The organism is Paenibacillus sp. EKM212P (assembly GCF_011066115.1).
Lineage (GTDB): Bacteria > Bacillota > Bacilli > Paenibacillales > Paenibacillaceae > Paenibacillus > Paenibacillus polymyxa_B.
Genome location: NZ_JAAMNR010000011.1, coordinates 52,235 through 70,817, shown reverse-complemented (window position 1 = coordinate 70,817; position 18,583 = coordinate 52,235). Strand labels below are relative to the sequence as shown.

At 46.7% G+C, this 18,583-nt stretch carries 18 protein-coding genes; all 18 read right to left on the bottom strand.

Annotated features, from left to right (window positions below; genetic code table 11):
- Nucleotides 1-161: 161 nt before the first annotated feature.
- The 18 genes from G9G54_RS23200 to G9G54_RS23115 all read right to left on the bottom strand — a co-directional run bounded on the left by G9G54_RS23200 (nucleotide 162) and on the right by G9G54_RS23115 (nucleotide 18,541).
- Nucleotides 162-569: a 3-hydroxyacyl-ACP dehydratase FabZ family protein gene (locus G9G54_RS23200; RefSeq protein ID WP_025721676.1), complete on the bottom strand. Its 408-nt coding sequence runs from the start codon at nucleotides 567-569 to the stop codon at nucleotides 162-164.
- Between the two features lie 4 nt (nucleotides 570-573).
- Nucleotides 574-1,815, bottom strand: a complete 1,242-nt coding sequence (gene fabF, locus G9G54_RS23195; RefSeq protein WP_013308168.1) for a beta-ketoacyl-ACP synthase II — start codon at nucleotides 1,813-1,815, stop codon at nucleotides 574-576.
- Nucleotides 1,816-1,838: 23 nt separating this feature from the next.
- Nucleotides 1,839-3,539 (bottom strand): thiamine pyrophosphate-binding protein, encoded by a 1,701-nt coding sequence (locus G9G54_RS23190; RefSeq protein ID WP_165179773.1) that lies wholly within the window; start codon nucleotides 3,537-3,539, stop codon nucleotides 1,839-1,841.
- A complete protein-coding gene (locus G9G54_RS23185; RefSeq protein WP_061831230.1) occupies nucleotides 3,536-4,759 on the bottom strand; it encodes an aldehyde dehydrogenase family protein in 1,224 nt (407 codons plus the stop codon). The genes G9G54_RS23190 and G9G54_RS23185 overlap by 4 nt, the downstream gene beginning before the upstream one ends.
- A 44-nt stretch (nucleotides 4,760-4,803) precedes the next feature.
- Nucleotides 4,804-6,264, bottom strand: coding sequence for a class I adenylate-forming enzyme family protein (locus tag G9G54_RS23180; RefSeq protein WP_165179772.1), 1,461 nt, complete (start codon nucleotides 6,262-6,264; stop codon nucleotides 4,804-4,806).
- Nucleotides 6,265-6,276: 12 nt separating this feature from the next.
- The gene (fabI, locus tag G9G54_RS23175) at nucleotides 6,277-7,047 is read right to left on the bottom strand and encodes an enoyl-ACP reductase FabI (protein WP_165179771.1); all 771 of its coding nucleotides are present in this window, start codon (nucleotides 7,045-7,047) and stop codon (nucleotides 6,277-6,279) included.
- Nucleotides 7,048-7,637: 590 nt separating this feature from the next.
- The gene (locus G9G54_RS23170; RefSeq protein ID WP_165179770.1) at nucleotides 7,638-8,171 is read right to left on the bottom strand and encodes a hypothetical protein; all 534 of its coding nucleotides are present in this window, start codon (nucleotides 8,169-8,171) and stop codon (nucleotides 7,638-7,640) included.
- Between the two features lie 293 nt (nucleotides 8,172-8,464).
- Nucleotides 8,465-9,802, bottom strand: a complete 1,338-nt coding sequence (locus G9G54_RS23165) for a TrkH family potassium uptake protein (protein ID WP_061831233.1) — start codon at nucleotides 9,800-9,802, stop codon at nucleotides 8,465-8,467.
- A 90-nt stretch (nucleotides 9,803-9,892) separates the two neighbouring features.
- The gene (lysS, locus tag G9G54_RS23160) at nucleotides 9,893-11,413 is read right to left on the bottom strand and encodes a lysine--tRNA ligase (protein ID WP_061831234.1); all 1,521 of its coding nucleotides are present in this window, start codon (nucleotides 11,411-11,413) and stop codon (nucleotides 9,893-9,895) included.
- Between the two features lie 110 nt (nucleotides 11,414-11,523).
- Nucleotides 11,524-12,000: a transcription elongation factor GreA gene (gene greA / locus G9G54_RS23155; RefSeq protein ID WP_013308160.1), complete on the bottom strand. Its 477-nt coding sequence runs from the start codon at nucleotides 11,998-12,000 to the stop codon at nucleotides 11,524-11,526.
- 214 nt (nucleotides 12,001-12,214) lie between these two features.
- Nucleotides 12,215-13,243 (bottom strand): tRNA dihydrouridine synthase DusB, encoded by a 1,029-nt coding sequence (dusB, locus tag G9G54_RS23150; RefSeq protein ID WP_165179769.1) that lies wholly within the window; start codon nucleotides 13,241-13,243, stop codon nucleotides 12,215-12,217.
- A 45-nt stretch (nucleotides 13,244-13,288) separates the two neighbouring features.
- Nucleotides 13,289-13,489 (bottom strand): helix-turn-helix domain-containing protein, encoded by a 201-nt coding sequence (locus G9G54_RS23145; protein WP_185156326.1) that lies wholly within the window; start codon nucleotides 13,487-13,489, stop codon nucleotides 13,289-13,291.
- On the bottom strand, nucleotides 13,441-13,989 hold the full coding sequence (gene folK, locus G9G54_RS23140; protein WP_165179768.1) for a 2-amino-4-hydroxy-6-hydroxymethyldihydropteridine diphosphokinase: 549 nt from the start codon (nucleotides 13,987-13,989) through the stop codon (nucleotides 13,441-13,443). The genes G9G54_RS23145 and folK overlap by 49 nt, the downstream gene beginning before the upstream one ends.
- Before the next feature lie 9 nt (nucleotides 13,990-13,998).
- Entirely contained in the window at nucleotides 13,999-14,361 is a 363-nt protein-coding gene (folB, locus tag G9G54_RS23135) for a dihydroneopterin aldolase (protein WP_023986457.1), read from the bottom strand.
- Between the two features lie 213 nt (nucleotides 14,362-14,574).
- A complete protein-coding gene (gene folP, locus G9G54_RS23130; protein ID WP_165179767.1) occupies nucleotides 14,575-15,441 on the bottom strand; it encodes a dihydropteroate synthase in 867 nt (288 codons plus the stop codon).
- On the bottom strand, nucleotides 15,438-16,334 hold the full coding sequence (locus G9G54_RS23125; RefSeq protein WP_165179766.1) for an aminotransferase class IV: 897 nt from the start codon (nucleotides 16,332-16,334) through the stop codon (nucleotides 15,438-15,440). The genes folP and G9G54_RS23125 overlap by 4 nt, the downstream gene beginning before the upstream one ends.
- A gap of 3 nt (nucleotides 16,335-16,337) precedes the next feature.
- Nucleotides 16,338-16,913 (bottom strand): aminodeoxychorismate/anthranilate synthase component II, encoded by a 576-nt coding sequence (gene pabA / locus G9G54_RS23120; RefSeq protein WP_013308153.1) that lies wholly within the window; start codon nucleotides 16,911-16,913, stop codon nucleotides 16,338-16,340.
- 5 nt (nucleotides 16,914-16,918) lie between these two features.
- Nucleotides 16,919-18,541 (bottom strand): anthranilate synthase component I family protein, encoded by a 1,623-nt coding sequence (locus G9G54_RS23115; RefSeq protein WP_165179765.1) that lies wholly within the window; start codon nucleotides 18,539-18,541, stop codon nucleotides 16,919-16,921.
- Between the last annotated feature and the right edge of the window lie 42 nt (nucleotides 18,542-18,583).

The window sequence follows — 18,583 nt, the reverse complement described above, 5'->3', positions numbered from 1 at the left end:
TAGAGTAATTCGGTATACCATATACGCTTCTGCGCATTTGTTAAATCATATAACTGCATGTCATTCATCTCATTCACTCCTATTCCATGATGTGAATATCCTCCCGCTGCACCTGGCAGTCAGGAGGACAAAAGGACAGTTTAACGTGCGCTTCCACCCCGTCATTGATCCAGTGAAACAATTTCTTCCGCCTCAACCACCAATCGATCCCCTACGGAAGCCCGACCGCTTCCGAGAATATAGCCCCGCCGACGCTTGATCACTTCAAAATAGAGATCAATTCGGTCTCCAGGCTTGGCCAAGCTGTGGAATCGAATTCCATTGAGGTTAGTCAGGTATGAAATGCCTTTTTTATCAATCGCAGCGAATGCCGCTAATTGTGCAAGCGACTCCACAATCAACATAGGAGGCATGTATGGGTTAGTGTCAGTAATGAACCACTCACTCCAGGTGACAAGCTTGTATCCCTTCGCCCATTGCGACGTTTCGTACCCGGTCACGCCATCCAACAGAAGAAATGGGTACCGGTGCGGAAGCACATCCGGGATATGGATTAGCTCTTCGCTCACAGGCTTATTCCCCTTCCCACTTGCGAACAGCAAGGCAGACGTTGTGCCCTCCGAAACCAAATGAATTGCTAATCGCCGCGCGGACCTCGCGTTCCTGATATACATGCGGCACAAAGTTCAATTCAGGAGCCTCAGGATTGTCGCAATTGAGTGTCGGTGGTACTTTGCTGTGAATCATACTCTGCACAGTCGCAATTAACTCGACTGCCCCTGCACCGCCCATTAAATGACCAGTCATGGATTTAATAGACGATATCGCCAAACGGGGGGCATGCTCCCCGAATACTTTTTGAATAGCATTAATCTCCATACGATCATTAAATGGCGTACTCGTACCGTGGGCATTGACGTAGTCGATTTCCTGCGGTGTTAAGCCGCCATCCTGCAGTGCGATATTGATCGCTTCTGCCGGGCCGGAGCCAGAGGGATCTGGAGCCGTGATATGATACGCATCAGTTGTGCATCCGTAACCCACAACTTCGGCCAGAATGGTGGCTCCGCGGTTCAAAGCATACTCCAACTCCTCCAGCACCAAGACTCCTGCTCCTCCACCGATGACGAATCCATCGCGATCCACATCAAACGGACGACTAGCCTTCTGCGGCTCTTCATTACGTCTGGAGAGAGCATGGATATTCGCAAAAGATGCCAGATCAAGCTGACTAAAATTGGCTTCAGCTCCACCGGCAACCACGACATCAGCCGTGCCGTACTGGATCGTACGCAATGCCTCACCAATGGCATTACTTCCTGTGGCACAAGCCGTAACCACAGCAAAAGAAGGCCCCTTGGCTCCGATAGCAATGGAGATTTCACCAGGTGCTGAATTAATCATCATCGAGGAAACAAAATAAGGAGAAACTCTTTTGGGACCAAGCTTTGTTAATTTCCCATAGTTCTCCTCTATAACATCGAGGCCGCCTGCTCCAGAGCCGACAATAACTCCCACGCGACTTGCATTCCGCTCATCAATCACTAATTTTGATTGCTCCACTGCCTGCCGGGCAGCCGCCAAAGCAAACTGAGTGAACTGTGCGACTTTATTAGCTTCCTTCTTGCTCATATATTGCAAGGGGTCAAAGCCCGTAACCTGTGCACCGATCTTTGTCGGAATGTCCGCTGTATCGAAAGCAGTGACAGGTCCGATTCCACTTTTTCCTTCCAACAGTGAATTCCAGAAATCCGTAAGATTAAGCCCGACCGGCGTTACGACTCCCTGTCCAGTCACTACAACACGTCTTCTCACTGTATCCACGTCCTTCGTTGAAATTAATTCTTAGAAGCCTGTTGCTCGTAGAGAGGAAAGTCGCCATACACATGACTGATTTTTTCATGCACATCCGCAAGATCAGCATATACCTCGACGATCACAAGCTTGTTCTCCTGATACTTTTGCCAAGCAAGCTGAAGCTGTTCCCGTGCCTCTCCCTTACTCCGAATTGCAAGACTTTCCACAAACTCGTACTGAGGAATTTGAATTCCTGTCTTGGCCGCCTCAGAAACAAACGGGAGGGACTGCCCTGTGAGATGCTTATAATTCATTTGATTCTGTAACCAACCATACCCACCATTATTGAGTACGAGATAGATTAACGGTATTTGATACTCCACCGCCGTCATAAAATCCGAACAGAAGAGATTGAACGCACCGTCACCTACAAGTGCCACTACTGGACGTTGTGTTGCCACGCTTGCTCCCAGAGCAGCAGCCGCACCGAATCCAAGACTCGTTTGATCACTAGGAACAATCGAAAGAGAGCCTTGGGCAAAGCGAAAATATGGATAAAAATAGGACCACATATCCTGCAATCCATTCTCTTGAAGAAGCACCAGATTTTCAGGGAACTCCGTCTGAATCATGTCCAACAGCTCAGGAACGTGGATTCCAGGGGTCTTTTTCAGCTCTTCCAAATAAATAGCCCTGTGAGAAAAAGCCTCCTGTTTACAGCTCCTAATCGTTTCAAGCCACACTCCATCAGGCTCCTGGCCGCGCCGTTCAAGCCACTGCTCCACCGCTGCATATCCATCACCAAGCACCTTGATACCCCTGTACTCGTGTGCAAAATCCTCCAGATTTACATTGACTTGAATCAAAGGTGTATCCTGTAGCAAAATATCCCACTCAAAAGTAGCCGTTTCTTCCAATCGACTGCCCAGTGTGATTACCACATCAGATTCCTTCCAGATTTGTCTTAGACTAAGATCTGTATAGAGTCCCGCAACACCACAGAAGAGTTCGTGGTCTTCATCAACTACACCCCGTCCCGAGGCGGTTGCGAACAAGGCCGCTCCATGTTGGTTAGCAAACCGTTCAATCACATCACCTGTACCTGACTTCATTCCGCCTCCGACTAGAATGAGTGGCCTGCGGGCGTTCTCAATAATTCCCCACGATGCATCCAACTCCCGACGAGACGGAGAGCACGACAGCTTTTCTGGTGGGGTAAACTGAAGCCCTGTTGGCACAGGTTGGTCCATCAGATTTTCAGGGAGTTCGATATAGACAGGACCCGGTGCTCCATTGATAGCCAAAAAGGCAGCCCGCTCCATCGCCCATACAAGCCGATCCACATGCTCGACACGATAAGCCCATTTTACGAGCGGCTTCACGAGTGAGATTTGATCCGCTTCCTGAAAGGATCGGGTACCCAGCTTGTCTCCGCCAGTGCCAAGCGCCAGAAGCAGGAGCGGAGCGCCCAGGTTTTTCGCTTCCAGCAACCCTGTGAGTGTATTACTGAGCGCAGGGCCTTTCCCCACAACACACACGGACATCTGGTTGGTGGTGAGCGCATAACCTGCTGCCATGAACACAGCATTACGTTGATCTTTGCACAGGATAAAATCCATACCGGATGAGGGGAGTGACGATACGATTTTGAGATCATCACTTGGTAATCCAAAGAGATGCTGAACCCCAGCCGATTTTAAGTAGCCAATGATGGCATCCCAGGGAAAGAAGCTCGCAGTCATACCAAACTCCTCTTTTCCGACAAATATTCTGCGACAATTTCTGAAATCAAGATCGGCTTCGAAATGAGCTTGAAATCGTAAAAAATATAGTTCGACATCGTGCCGTAGCCACCAAAAGGCTTATTGCCTTGATCCACATCCTCAAGCGTCTGATTAATGGTCAATGTGTGCTTCTTTCGCAGAACGTCAGTCAGGTGCTCCGATCCGTATAAGCTGCAACCCATTGCACGTTCACTGAAATAACTGGAGGAAATACGCTTGATCAATTGCTCGTCGTCTTGGTAGCTAACTACATTGAAGACTGGCGAAAAATACTCAATAATCTCCAGATTCTGATCCAATTCACTATATACAACCGTCGGCTCCATCTTTTTCGTACGGAAATCAATGCCGCCGCCGTAAATAATAAACTTATCGTTCGTGTTAAAATATTCGGAAACCGAATATAGCGTGTCTTTATAGAATATAGGGGTATAGTTTGCGTTCGGATCATCATTGGCTCCAAACACGAGTTGGTCAAGCTGTTGGATCAGCAGATCTTTGAAATGCTCACTCACATCTTGATGTACCAGAATGATGTCGGGGCCTAGGCAGTCTTGTCCAGAGTTGAACAATCTCATTCGGATCACATCGGTAACCGCCAGCTCCAGATCTGCATCAGGTCCGATGATGAAAGGATTTAGTCCTTGTCCGTAAAAAATGTAGAGCTGATCTTTTCGAATCTGTTTTTTGATCTTCTCTGCATTGGTATAGCTTCCGGTGAACACCACAATATCAGCTGGCATCACGGAATTCTCCATGAACACCTTCTGGCTAACTTTACGAATATAGATGGGTAATCCATGTACAGCCTGAAGCTTTTCATGCAGCATGTTAACGTACTCGTTTACGTGAGAAGAAGGGCGAAAGTCTATATTTTCAACGTACAGGGACGGAATCAAGAGGTATAATGCATAGGAGTACAAAATGACGTTGGAAGGCATAAATACAGCCATAGATTGTTGCCAGCTTGGCTGATAGGTCTGAACTTCTTGCAGAGCACCTTGAAGTGTGAGGATCGTGGAGTCAATTTCTGCATTGGCAGCCCGATAGGATGAAAATTGTGTGAGAATATCCATCACTTCCTGCCGATTTTCAATCAAATAATTGAGGCATTTCAGAATAGATTCATGCCTTTTCAGAAACAGTGTGTTTTCTGCCAGTTCTGGATTTATACTCATGGCACATTCTCCCTTTCCTGTATGCAGTTTTGGTATATATCTTGTTATGCTTTGCGAGAAGCAGCTTTCTCTAGAGCAACACGCTCCATCTCCAGACGATCTACTTTTCCATTGCGATTTAAAGGAAAATGATCGAGCGGAAGCAAAAGATCGGGAAACATGTATGAAGGGAGTACCTGACTCATCTCTTTGCGGAGCACAGGCACGACCTGTGAGGAATCACTTTCGATGAATGCGACAAGCAATGTCCCTTTAGCCTCATCCTCCAAGGTAATCACGCAGGATCGGTAGCCTAGCGAACCAATTCGGTCCTCGATATAGACTGGAGAGACCATATAGCCCATCCGGTTGACCGTCTTACCGCTGCGACCAATGACATACAGCATTCCGTCATCCAGATAGCCCAGGTCCCCCGTCTTGAACCAGCCGTCCTGTAGAACGGATTGCGTCAGGTCTGGACGATTTAGATAACCTTCCATGCATCCAGCACTGCGTATCCACACTTCGCCTACGATACCGTCCGCCTGCTGGTTGCCTGTAGAATCTAGTATTTTCAGATCCACACCAGGTAATGGTAGGCCACAACCCTTCGGACACTCTAGCGTCCCCAGCGTAACGTTGCCCAGTTCAGAAAGGCCGTAACCATTCAGCAGGGGCTGTCCAAATATGTTGTTAAATTTCTCTTCAAGGTCCTGGGTAAGTGGGGAACCGCCTACGCACCACATGCGCACCGGAGCTTCCTTGACCATTTCCAGTTGTTCGGGTTTTCGGTTTAGCATACGCAACAAGGTGTAAAAAGCAGAGGGGTTAGCGTCTACGACCGTCGCCCGGTCTTTCGTAATACTTGCAATGACGCTCCAGAGGTTTTTTGGATTGCAGATGATGAGAGAACATGAAGTTAACCACCAGGAGAAGATAAGTGAGATTCCATAAAAATGAGAAAAAGGCACAACGGGGAGCATATGGTCAGACGGTAGGTAGTTCATGGCGTGTATGGAATGCCTGATATTCTCCATAAAAGCTGAACCAGCTTTCACGATTCCCTTGGGTTTGCCTGTCGTACCTGAAGAATACAGAATGAGCGCATCTGACCTCTCGCACCACTTGCTAAAGTCGAGGGCTTCAAGCTTTGGCTCTCCTACCCAATCCGGGTGTACTGCTTCTTCTTGAATCAGATCTTGAATCAGAATAACGAGAGCATGAGGAAGTTCTAAATCGGAATCCGTAAGGATACAACAGGCACCCGCTTCATCATAGATTTGGGCCACCTCATCGAGCACAGTCTGCTCGTCCACCACAGTCACCGAAACAGCGATATTGCACAGGGAGAACAGAGACACAACAAACCAATAGGAATTGGCCGCTTTCAGAATCACTCTACCGTCTTCGGGAATTCCTCTGAGAGTCAACATCCGGGAGAAGATCGTAACGTCTCGCTCCAGACGCTCCCTGGTCATAATTCCTTCAGGTGAGATAATCCGGCAATCCGTATGCGTAATAAGCACAACGTTCCCTCCTTACATCCCCGTAATATGGTATCCAGCATCTACATGGATAACTTCACCCGTAATGCCTCTCGATAAATGGGAAAATAGGAATAACGCCGTATCTCCGACTTCAGACGTATCAACCGTCTTGCGTAGGGGCGTAGTTTCTTCAATATGTTTGAGCATTGTGTTAAAATCCTTAATGCCATAGGCAGCCAAAGTCCGTATCGGACCAGCGGAAATCGCATTTACACGAATGCCATATGTGCCCAGATCATTCGACAGATAGCGCATGCTGGCTTCCAGTGAAGCCTTCGCTACACCCATAACGTTGTAATTTTTGATCGCTCGTTCTGCGCCAATATACGTCATGGTGACGATACTTCCACCCTCTGTCATCAGTGGGTATACTCGACGGGATACAGCAGCCAGAGAATAGGCACTGATTTCTTGTGCAACAGCGAACCCCTCGCGAGAAGTGTCAACGAACAAGCCATCCAAATCCTCAGCCTTAGCATAGGCGACACTGTGAAAATAACCATGCAATACGCCTACTTTTTCTTTTAGAAAATCCGCCAATGCATCAAGATCTTCATTGCTTTGTACATTACAAGGACAGACCAGTGCTCCCGGAATGGTTTCAACGAGCTTTAGTACCCGCTCTGCAACCCTCTCATTTTCGTAAGTAAAAATGAGCTGTGCTCCTTCAGCAGCTAAAGATTGAGCTGTCCCCCAGGCAATACTCCTGTTATTAGCCACGCCCATAATCAAAATGTTCTTACCGCTCAGTAGTACTGCCACAGAAACCACCTTTCTTTTTTACATTTTTAAACAAAATAACAACTTAATTGCGTATGTCTACATTTATAGACATATGTAATCTTTCCTGGAATATTATCGCGTTAATTGCCAAACTTGGATAGGCGACGTTTTAGGCAAATCACAAAATTTATTTTAAAATTTGTGTGAATGGGTAGAACACTACTCCGCAGTTGAGTTCAGCTGGAATCTCGAGACCAGTTTTTTCAAATTCCAAGCACTTCCATACTAGACCCATAAATTCGTCTTACAACGATCCTTCTTACTAAGGCCTGGAAAACACAACGTGTATGCTGTCTGTCATCTCACAAGAAATAGTTGTGTTGCTTCTGTTGGTCTGTGTTCAAATCGAAAGGAATACATGTATGTGAAAAAAGGTAGCGAGGCAAAAACAAGGTGACTGTCAAAGCGAGTTAAACATAAAATCCGCATATTTTTGTAAATATTTACATTCCGATGACAGAATCACCCACCTACCGGAAGTAACCACTTCATTTTCACCAACAATGACTCTTCCGATTTGAACATCCTGAGTGACCAGCCAGATATCATCTAAGTGTAAGCCTTAACCTTTATAGACTACGCTTTTGTTTTTTGGGAGCTAAAGTATAGCTAAAGGAGACAACAAAGTCGATTGCCAGAACGATTGCCCATGTTTGCATAATGCCCTCCAAAGACATCGTACGCTGGGGATCATCAACATACACAATGATGGCGAGCAACAAAGCATTACCTATAGCCCAACCCAAAAGGTGAAGCAACCAACCTATCCGTTCCTCTTTTGCATGAGCAGCACCATACTTGCGTTCAGGCTTGGGTCCCTTACCAAACCAATGGGAGAACCGTACATCCGCCCACTTAATTAACCTATGACCAAATGCTACTGTAATACCAAAATAACAGGCCGCCAAGCCAGTAGCAGTCGTAATCTCCATGCCACTTTTCACCGTGATGAACACCGCAATCAGTAACAGGATATCAATAATGGGGGTAAATAGTAAAAGAAGACCGCCTAACTTCTTCAAGCCAAACATATACCTTGCGATCAAGCCTGCAACAACAAAAACCCAAAATAAAACTTCAGCACTAATAATAAATAAATACATAATAGATGATTCCTTTCAAATTAGAAATTGGTATTTACCAAAACTATCCCCCTTTCATGCCCACTATCATACAATATTATACATAATATTCCTAGTATTTTGTCTATAATTACATAAAAGGAAACAAATAGCCGTTTTTTTCTGCGAAAAACAGTATCTGTTCAGAACATTTCGTTTTGTTCTCAAAATGGGCATTTTACATGATATGCTACCCATAAAGAATTATGATGATCTGAAATGAAAAAAGATGTACCTATGCTAATCAGCACGGGTACATCTTTTCTACAGATACACTATCCAATTACAATATGCCCTTCGGGACGACGGTACAATGTCTTGGTCGAGCGTGGACGAATGGCATAGGCAATCGTAAGAGGACCAATCCGACCAATAAACATGGTCACACAAATAATCAGCTTGCCTGCATCAGACAATCCTGGCGTTACTCCTACGGACAAGCCTACCGTTCCGATTGCGGAAGCAGCCTCAAATGCAAGGGAGAGAAATGGGGCATCCTCTGTCATTAGGAGCAGTACAACCACAATCGAGAATATAAATAGGGCCAGTACAATAATGGTCAGCGCTCGCATCATGATATCGTTAGGGACCCTGTGGCGGAAAAACACAATTTCCTTCTGTCCTCGCATGACGGCGATTAGCGCACCTACCATAAGCAGGAACGTAGTCGTTTTAATTCCTCCTCCCGTGGAGCCCGGAGAAGCACCGATAATCATCAGCAACATAATAAAAAACTGACTTGCCTGTCTTAACCCGCTGATATCGACTGTGCTCGTACCTGATGATCTCGTGGAGACCGATTGAAAGACCGCTCCATATACTTTGCCTTCCCAGTTCAACGCGCCCAAGGTTCGTGCATTGGTAAACTCAAAAATAAATATAACCAGCGCACCAATCACAATGAGCACTCCCGACACGCTAAGCACCATTTTGGAGTGTAGAGACAGTCTTCGGGTACGGCGAAAATCGAACAAATCACTAAGTACAAGGAAACCCAAGCCTCCAGATATAACGAGCACAGATGCAATCATATTGAAAACAAAATCTCCAGCGTACTGTTGGAAGCTAGTCCCAAACAGATCGAATCCCCCGTTATTAAAGAGGGATACGGAATGGAATATTCCATAATAGATCGCTTGTCCGACAGGCATCTCTCGCATCCACCGCAAAGCCAAGACGACGGCTGCTATCGCCTCAATGGTAAAAGAAAAGATCAGCACCTTGCGAATAATACGCACGATCCCTTCCATGCTATCGGCATTAATAGCCTCCTTAAGCAGCAATCGATCCTTTAACGATAGTCGTCGCCCCAACAACAGCGCAAACAAGGTCGCTAAGGTCATAAACCCCAGACCGCCTAGCTGCATCAGCACCAAAATGACGGTTTCGCCAAACATCGTATACGTTGAATCGACGTCAACAACGACCAGTCCTGTGACACAAGCGGCTGAGACGGACGTAAAAAGCGAATCAATCCAATGCGGAGCATGACCACTATGATTGGCAACAGGAAGCATCAGTAGCAAAGTACCCAATGCAATAATCAATAAATATCCGATGACCAATATAAAAGGAGGCGATGCGAACCGACTAAGCTTGACGCTGCGTTTCATTAGAGTATTCTCTCCATCCGTTCTTATGAAAAAGAGGAACAAGACACGGGAAGCCCGGCTGATCCTCTATATTCATAATGTTATGTTATTCTACTGTTGGTTACGCATATGCGGGAAAAGCAGCACATCGCGAATGGAAGGCGCATCTGTCAGCAACATAACCAAACGATCGATGCCGATGCCCAGTCCACCTGTTGGTGGCATCCCGTATTCCAAGGCGCGGATAAAGTCATCATCCATTTCATGCGCCTCGTCGTTACCGTGCTCACGTTCCAGCAATTGTGCTTCAAAACGTTGGCGCTGGTCGATTGGATCATTCAGCTCAGTGAACGCATTCGCATGCTCACGAGCAACCACGAACAGCTCGAAGCGATCCGTAAACCGCGGATCTTGTTCGTTTTTCTTGGCCAACGGCGAAATTTCAACCGGATGTCCAGTAATAAAGGTCGGTTGAATAAGCGTTTCCTCTACGAACTGCTCAAAGAATGCATTCAGGATATGGCCAAATGTCATATGCGGTTCAACCGAAACTTTATGCTCTTTCGCAAGACGATGAGCTTCTTCATTACTCATCTGCACGCTAAAGTCTACGCCTGTTACTTCTTTAACAGCATCAACCATGGAGACTCTGCGCCATTGCGGCGTCAGATCCACTTCCTGGCCTTGATATTGAATGTGCTGTGTGCCCAGTACTTCCTGCGCAATATGTGCAACCATGTTTTCCGTCAATTGCATGATATCTTTATAATCAGCATACGCTTCATACAGCTCAATCATCGTAAACTCAGGGTTATGGCGGGTCGAAATACCTTCATTACGGTACACACGACCGATCTCATATACTTTCTCCATTCCGCCGACAATTAGTCGTTTCAAATGGAGTTCAATAGCAATACGCATATAAAGCTGCATGTCCAATGCATTATGGTGCGTAACAAATGGCTTCGCTGCCGCCCCGCCAGCAATAGAATGCAATGTTGGAGTTTCAACTTCCAAGTAGCCGAGCGAATCGAGATAACGACGCATGGATTGAATAATACGGGACCGTGTAATGAACGTTTTTTGTACTTCAGGGTTCATAACCAAATCGACATACCGCTGACGGTAACGCAATTCAACATCCTTCAGGCCATGATATTTCTCTGGTAATGGATACAAGGATTTGGACAAGACCTCAATATCCAGCACTTTGATTGTCGTTTCGCCTGTTTTGGTTTTAAAGAGCACACCCTTAACACCAACAATATCGCCCAGATCCAAAATACCAAATGCTTTATATTTGGATTCAGGTACCGTGTCTTGACGAACATAAATTTGAATACGTCCGCTAAGATCCTGTATATGAGCAAAGCTGGCTTTCCCCATCACACGTTTAGCCATAATACGGCCTGCTATGCTAACTTCAATATTCTTTTCTTCCAGTTCTTCCTTAGTCAAACTGTCATACTTGCTCAGTAGTACGCCCGCTTCAGCCGTGCGTATGTATTTGCGTCCAAAAGGATCAATGCCCAATGAGCGAAGCTCGTCCAATTTGGCACGGCGAATTTGCAAAAGTTCACTTAATTCCTCGCGATTTTCTTGTGATTCCTGGTTAGTAGTTTCATCCGACATGGTGCTAAATCAGCTCCTTCAATATGAATAGACGGGCCGGGGTCCGTCCGGGTGTAGAGAAAAAAAGCTTCCACAAGGAAGCTTTTACATTAAATTCCAAAGTCCGTGTCTTATTTCTTGATATCCACGATTTTATATTGAATAACGCCTGCTGGAACGGTGACATCCACAACAGTTCCCTTTTTCTTACCGAGAATTGCCTTGCCAACCGGACTTTCATTCGAAATCTTGTTTTGTAGGGGGTCAGATTCGGCTGAACCTACGATAGCATACTCTGTAATATCTCCGAATTCCAAATCTTCAACGGTCACAGTTGCGCCTACTCCCACAACATCGGTGTCAATTTCATCACTATTGATAATGCGGGCATTGCGTAGCATCTTTTCCAACGTAATTACACGGCCTTCAATAAAGGCCTGCTCATTCTTCGCATCCTCATATTCGGAGTTTTCACTAATATCTCCGTATCCGATGGCTACCTTAATCCGTTCAGCCACTTCGCGGCGTTTGACAGACTTTAAGTTCTCAAGCTCATCTTCGAGCTTTCTAAGACCTTCCTGTGTCAGAATGACTTCTTTATCGCTCATCTTAACCGATTCTCCTGTCATGGGAAAAGTTTAAAAGTGCATCGGAATGCACGCTTTCAAAACATAATATGCCACTCTGAGGGAATGAGAACATTTCCTGCTGTTGTCTTGAGAGCTGCACACAATTTGTAGCATACATCAAGATTTTATACTGAACGATTATAGGGCAAGCAATTGGAAAAGTCAATCGCGTGCACAGGCCGGAACAGCTTCCTTATTGCGCAACAGCAGCAGGAGAAGCAGAGCTTGTAGAAGGCTCATCGTTATCTACCATGTGCAATTGAGATACAAATTGATCCAAAATGCGTACCATATCGTCGCGCTTTGTTTCTTCCATAATGACATCCTTAATACGTGCAGAACCTTTAAACCCTTTGAGGTACCAAGCCAGGTGTTTACGCATTTCACGGACAGCCACTGCTTCACCCTTCAATGCAACCAGACGATCCATATGCAGAATGGCAATACGAATTTTTTCTTCCGGTGAAGGATCAGGCAACAGCTCACCTGTTTGCAGGTACTCAATCGTACGGTAGAGCATCCACGGATTCCCCAGAGCACCACGTCCGATCATAACGCCATCACAATTGGTCAAATCCAACATACGGCGGGCATCTTCCGGTGATGCCACATCACCGTTTCCAATTACAGGAATGGAAACTGCTTCTTTAACTTCTTTTATAATATCCCAATTCGCATGTCCCGTATACAGTTGCTCCCGTGTACGGCCATGTACGCTAACGGCCTGACCTCCGGCACGTTCAACAGCGCGAGCGTTCTCTACGGCATAAATATGCTCGCTATCCCAACCAATACGCATTTTCACGGTAACCGGCTTGCTTACCGATTCCACTACCGCCGATACCATCTCATAAATCTTGTTTGGATCAAGCAGCCAACGAGCGCCTGCATCACATTTGGTCACTTTGGGAACCGGGCAGCCCATATTGATGTCAATAATATCTGCATTCGTCTCCTGGTCTACGACTTTCGCCGCTTCCACCAAAGATTTGCGGTCGCCTCCAAAAATTTGCAAGCTAAGCGGCTTCTCGCGCTCATCTACAAACAGCATCTCACGTGTACGCTTGTTGCCGTGAATGATGGCCTTATCACTAACCATCTCTGCACATACCAAGCCTGTACCGAATTCCTTGGCGATCAAGCGAAAAGCAGGATTGCACACGCCTGCCATCGGAGCCAGAACGACTTGGTTTTTCATTTCAATATCGCCGATTTTCAACATATCTGTTCACCCCTTTATTCCTTCTTTTATATCGTATACTTATCGTCAATCCGTCAATTCCCGGACTTCAATTTCTAGCGTTTGGGCGATGATGTTCAGCATGTCTGGGTCTACTGCACGATTACCTCGCTCCACAGCACCTAATACAGTCAAAGATATACCAGTACGTTCTGCCAACTCCTGCTGTGTGAACCCTTTTAGCTTCCGAAAGGCGCGGAGTCGTTGCGCCAGCTGCATGTTTTCCAAAGCTGTATGCCGTCCTTTCCATCCACAGAATTCAATGCAGTATGCACGATACTGTACAGACCGGACGGATCTTGGTTCGGAACGATGTCAGCCAAAGGAACCAGCACAAAAGCACGCTCCAACATACGAGGGTGAGGAAGCTCCAAATCCGGTGTAGCCAGTTGCGCCGCTCCCATCCATAACAAGTCCAGATCAATGGTTCGTGGACCATTAGGAATATGTCTTACTCTCCCCAGACGACTCTCCACCTCCAGCATATATACCAGAAGCTCCTCTGGAGCAAGTGTTGTAGATACGGCTACCGTCATGTTCAAAAAAGAAGGTTGATCCAGATACCCAACAGGCTCTGTTTCGTACAGGCTGGAGCACCGCAGCACCCGTATACCCGGATGTTCGTCCAGCGCCGTAATGGCTTCATACAGGGTATGCTCGCGCTCCCCCAAATTAGCCCCTAAAGCAATATAAGCCTCTGATCCCTCAGAGGTCGAATGTGAATTCATGTATCGTTCCTACTTTCTTGCGCGATAAAGCTCAACCGTCACGCCTTGAAAATGAATATCAAACGGCGGATGCGGCTTCGTGACTTTGACAGTCAGTGCATTGACACTAGTATAAGTGTCCAGTAGGGAAGATGCAATACGTTCGCCCAAAGCTTCAATCAATTGGTAAGATTCCTTTTCTACAATATCTTTAACGGTGTAATGTACCTCGGCGTAATTAACCGTTTTGTCCAAAGCATCCTGCTCACCCGCTTCACGCAGATCAAGCTCCAGTTCCAAATCAATATAGAAACGCTGCCCCAGCTTGCGCTCCTCTGGAAAAACGCCATGATATCCGTAATATTCCATACGATGCAAAACCATTTTATCCATCGTGGGTAGACCCCCTGTTTTTTTAATTTTTTTAATAAATAACTCCCTAAAAATACAGTGACTTTATGCTGGTGGTAGCGGAGCGAATCATTTGAATCCGAAGAAGCGGAGCGCTCGCCTTTGCAACGGGATTCCTACAGTCATATGTTTTACCAATTCAAAGAATCCTGTTGCAACAGCGATCGTAGGATCAAAGGATTCGTAAAGCGGGCTTTACCCGCCATAACTCAGTGCATTTTTAGACCCGTACACCATCGCATCACACATACGTACGGTGCGCTTGATTTGTGCCACATCGTGTACACGCACAATCTGGCACCCTTGAGCAATGCCAAAAGCAACAGTAGCCGCCGTGCCCTCCACTACATCATTCACAGGCAAATCCAGTGCTGTACGAATAAATCTTTTGCGTGACGTAGCCAATAACAGTGGAAAGCCTAGCTGACTCAATGTATCGAGAGAAGTCATGGCATGGATATTTTCATCATAATCCTTGGCAAAACCGATGCCTGGGTCTAAAATGATCTGTTCCTCACGTACCCCCGCATCCAGCGCTAATCGGATACTCTCTTTCAAATCAGACAGCATATCAGAAACCAAATCACTATAATTACGATCATGACGATTATGCATCAAAATGACCGGACAATCGAATTCCGCAGCTACACGTGCCATATCGGGGTCTGCCTTAAACCCCCACACATCATTAATGATATGTGCACCAGCTTCAAGCGCCTGCCTGGCTACTTCGGCTTTGTAAGTATCTATAGATAACGGAATGTGCGGTGCGATACGATGAATGGCCTGGATGACCGGAATGACCCGTGCCAGCTCCTCTTCCACACCTACCGGATCATGACCCGGACGGGTAGACTCCCCACCAATGTCAATGATATCGGCTCCATCTTCCACCAGCTTCAATGCATGTAAAACAGCAATCTCGGGACTATAATGTAATCCTCCATCGGAAAATGAATCCGGGGTCACATTCAGTATACCCATGATCTGTGTGGAATGTCCGAGCGTAAGCTCGGCATCCCCCATTCGGTAACTACGTTGATAAAGGGTCGGTATGTTCACTTGATCCCTGCTTTCTGTCTATAATCGTGCAACAGCAAAGCTGTTATGGACCTGGGTTGCGTCAAGGGAACCGATACATGGTTCGTTGCTCCACCCGGCTCCAACAACAAATCCACGGGCCGTATTTCTTGTATAGAGTTGGTCATAAAAATTTCATCAGCCTGTTTCAGCTCGTCCCAGCGGTACAAACCTTGCTCACAAGGAATGTCTCGCAGATGCGCCAGCTCCAAAATGAATTCACGCGTAATGCCTGGCAGAATTCCTGTAGACAAGTCAGGGGTATACAGCGTATTATTCCGCACAAAAAACAGATTGCTGACCATTCCCTCCGCCAGAAAACCATCCGCCGTAAGCATCATTCCTTCAGCCTTATAACGGACAGCCTCGGCATACTGCTGAAGTTCCCGCTTCGCAAGAATATTATTCATATAATGGAGCGACTTTAAACGAACCTCACCCTCTGGAGTGTTTCTGCGGGTTCGCAACAACTGAAGCGCCGATGGGGAAATGGATTGCCCGGTTTGTGTATTGGTAGAGGGCAACGGTTTCGCAAACAAAATATGGTTGGGGCGCGTATAGTCCCCCGTCGGCAATCCTAGCACCTCTTCGCCCGCTGATACGGTGTAACGAACATAGGCTTCATCCAGTCCATTCCCCACCATCAGATGTTGGATGTGTCTCGTAAGCTGCTCCTCATCCGGTTGAAAAGGAATGCCGAGCATTCGGCAACCTTCCTGCAGTCGATGCAGATGCCGATCCAGCAAGAATGGGACACCCTTGTAGGTGCGGAATGTTTCAAACAAGCCCATTCCGTATAAAAAGCCGTGATCACTTACGTGAATCACGGCTTTTGCGGCTTCCGTGAGGACGCCGTTGACTCCAATATATTTCATGAATCAGACGCCTACCTTGCGTTTTAGGAAATTACGTAATAGTTGATGCCCGTAATCCGTAATAATGGATTCTGGATGGAACTGAACTCCTTCTACGGCAAATTCTTTATGCCGCAAACCCATAATTTCACCTTCCGCGGTTTCTGCGGTAATCTCTAGACACTCAGGCAGACTCTCGCGCTCCACCAGCAATGAGTGATACCGGGTTGCTGTGAACGGAGAAGGCAAGCCTTCAAATACCGATGTATTGTGATGAAGAATCGGTGATGTTTTACCGTGCATGAGTCGTTCAGCCCGGATAACTTTACCGCCAAAAGCCTGTCCGATGGCCTGGTGGCCGAGGCAAACGCCAAAAATCGGAATGCGACCTTTAAAATGGCTGATCACATCCAGTGATATCCCCGCCTCATTCGGCGTGCATGGACCCGGCGAGATCAAAATATGCTCTGGTGCCAGCTCTTCTATGCCTTTCACATCAATCTCATCGTTCCGTTTTACGGTTACTTCTTCGCCAAGTTCACCCAAATATTGAACAAGATTGTACGTAAACGAATCATAATTATCAATCACCAAAATCATACGACTCACCCTCCTGTGATACCGCTTCTGCTCAAAGCAGCTTCTTCTTCACCACATTGTACCGCCTTCATGACAGCTCTGGCCTTGTTCCGACATTCCCGATATTCCCTGTACGGGTCTGAATCAATGACGATCCCCGCACCTGTCTGTAAATAGGCAGTGCTGCCTTTAACAGCTAGTGTTCTTATTATAATATTTAATTCCATATTGCCGTTATAGTCAATCCATCCAAGTGACCCTGTATAAGGACCCCGACGAACGGGCTCTAATTCTTCAATAATTTCCATGGTACGCACCTTGGGTGCCCCGGTAATGGTTCCGCCTGGAAAGGTAGCAGCAATTACATCTATAGCTGTACGACCCTGGGCTAATTTTCCCTCGACCTGAGATACCAGATGCATAACGTGCGAATAGTATTCGACAGTCAGCAGTTCAGGCACATGCACCGATCCGTATTCAGCAATCCGTCCGATATCGTTACGCTCCAGATCGACGAGCATAATATGCTCGGCGCGTTCTTTTTCGCTTGATAGAAGCTCTGCTGCCATAGCAGCATCTTCATCCGGTGTTAGCCCCCTTCTTCTCGTACCTGCAATAGGTCGGGCGCTCACACGTCCATCCTCCAGCTTCACCAACAATTCTGGCGAGCCACTGACGATCCGTAAACCTGGCATACGCAGCATACCCATATAAGGGGAAGGATTCAGCAGACGAAGCCATTCATATATATTTTCAGGGAGGGCTGTAAGCGCACGTTGCTGACGAATCGACAAGTTAACCTGGAATACATCCCCTTGGGCAATGTATTCCTGCACACGTCTTACGGCATGTTCAAAATCTTGTTGGTTGAATGCCGCTGTCCAACCATCAGATTCTTGTTGAGCAGCCTCTAACCCCTCTTCGGCAAGCCTAGCACAACGACGAGGGTACGCAGGATCAATCTCTCCTGCATTTATGATGTTATTCCACTGAGTCAGCATACGTTCTGCACGTTGGGCAGCTTCCGCATAATGCTCGCAAAGTATGGGATTGGGCCCATCCAGTATAACGGGATTGGTCAAATCGGTATCACGGCTGACTTTATCGGAATGCGCAGGAACAGGAATATGAACAGCACAATATATGCAGGATTTTTCGTGATCATAAATCCATAACTCATTCACCCTCATCCATACATAATCAGGTATGCCCGTATCGTCTGCAGCTTGAGATGGCAAACGCTCCAACGAGCGAGCTACATCGTAGCCAAGATAACCCGCAAATCCCCCAGAGAAAAAAGGCATGCCAGGTACACGCGGTGCACGGTAAGGAGCGATCCAGTTGTTCATGACGTTCAAAGGTTGACCATGTATATCTCCATGTTTCCCACTCTGCAAATCAGTCCAAACTGCATGTTCTCCCTTGCCTTCCAATATAGCAACCGGATTTAAGGCCAGATAGGTGTACCGCCCACCTTTAGCGCTCTCCAGCAAAAAGGCATATGGCGACGAATCCTCCCAAGCCTTCCGCCACGATGACGGTAGCCCTCCCACGGGTAATGGGTACTCAGCGATATAGGGAAGTATGCTCCAGCCTTCCTCCTGCCAAACCTGCCACTGCGCCTCCGTCACTCTAGCTGTCGATTTCATCCGTGTGTGCTTCCCCTTCCCTACTTTTCAAAAAGTCTACAT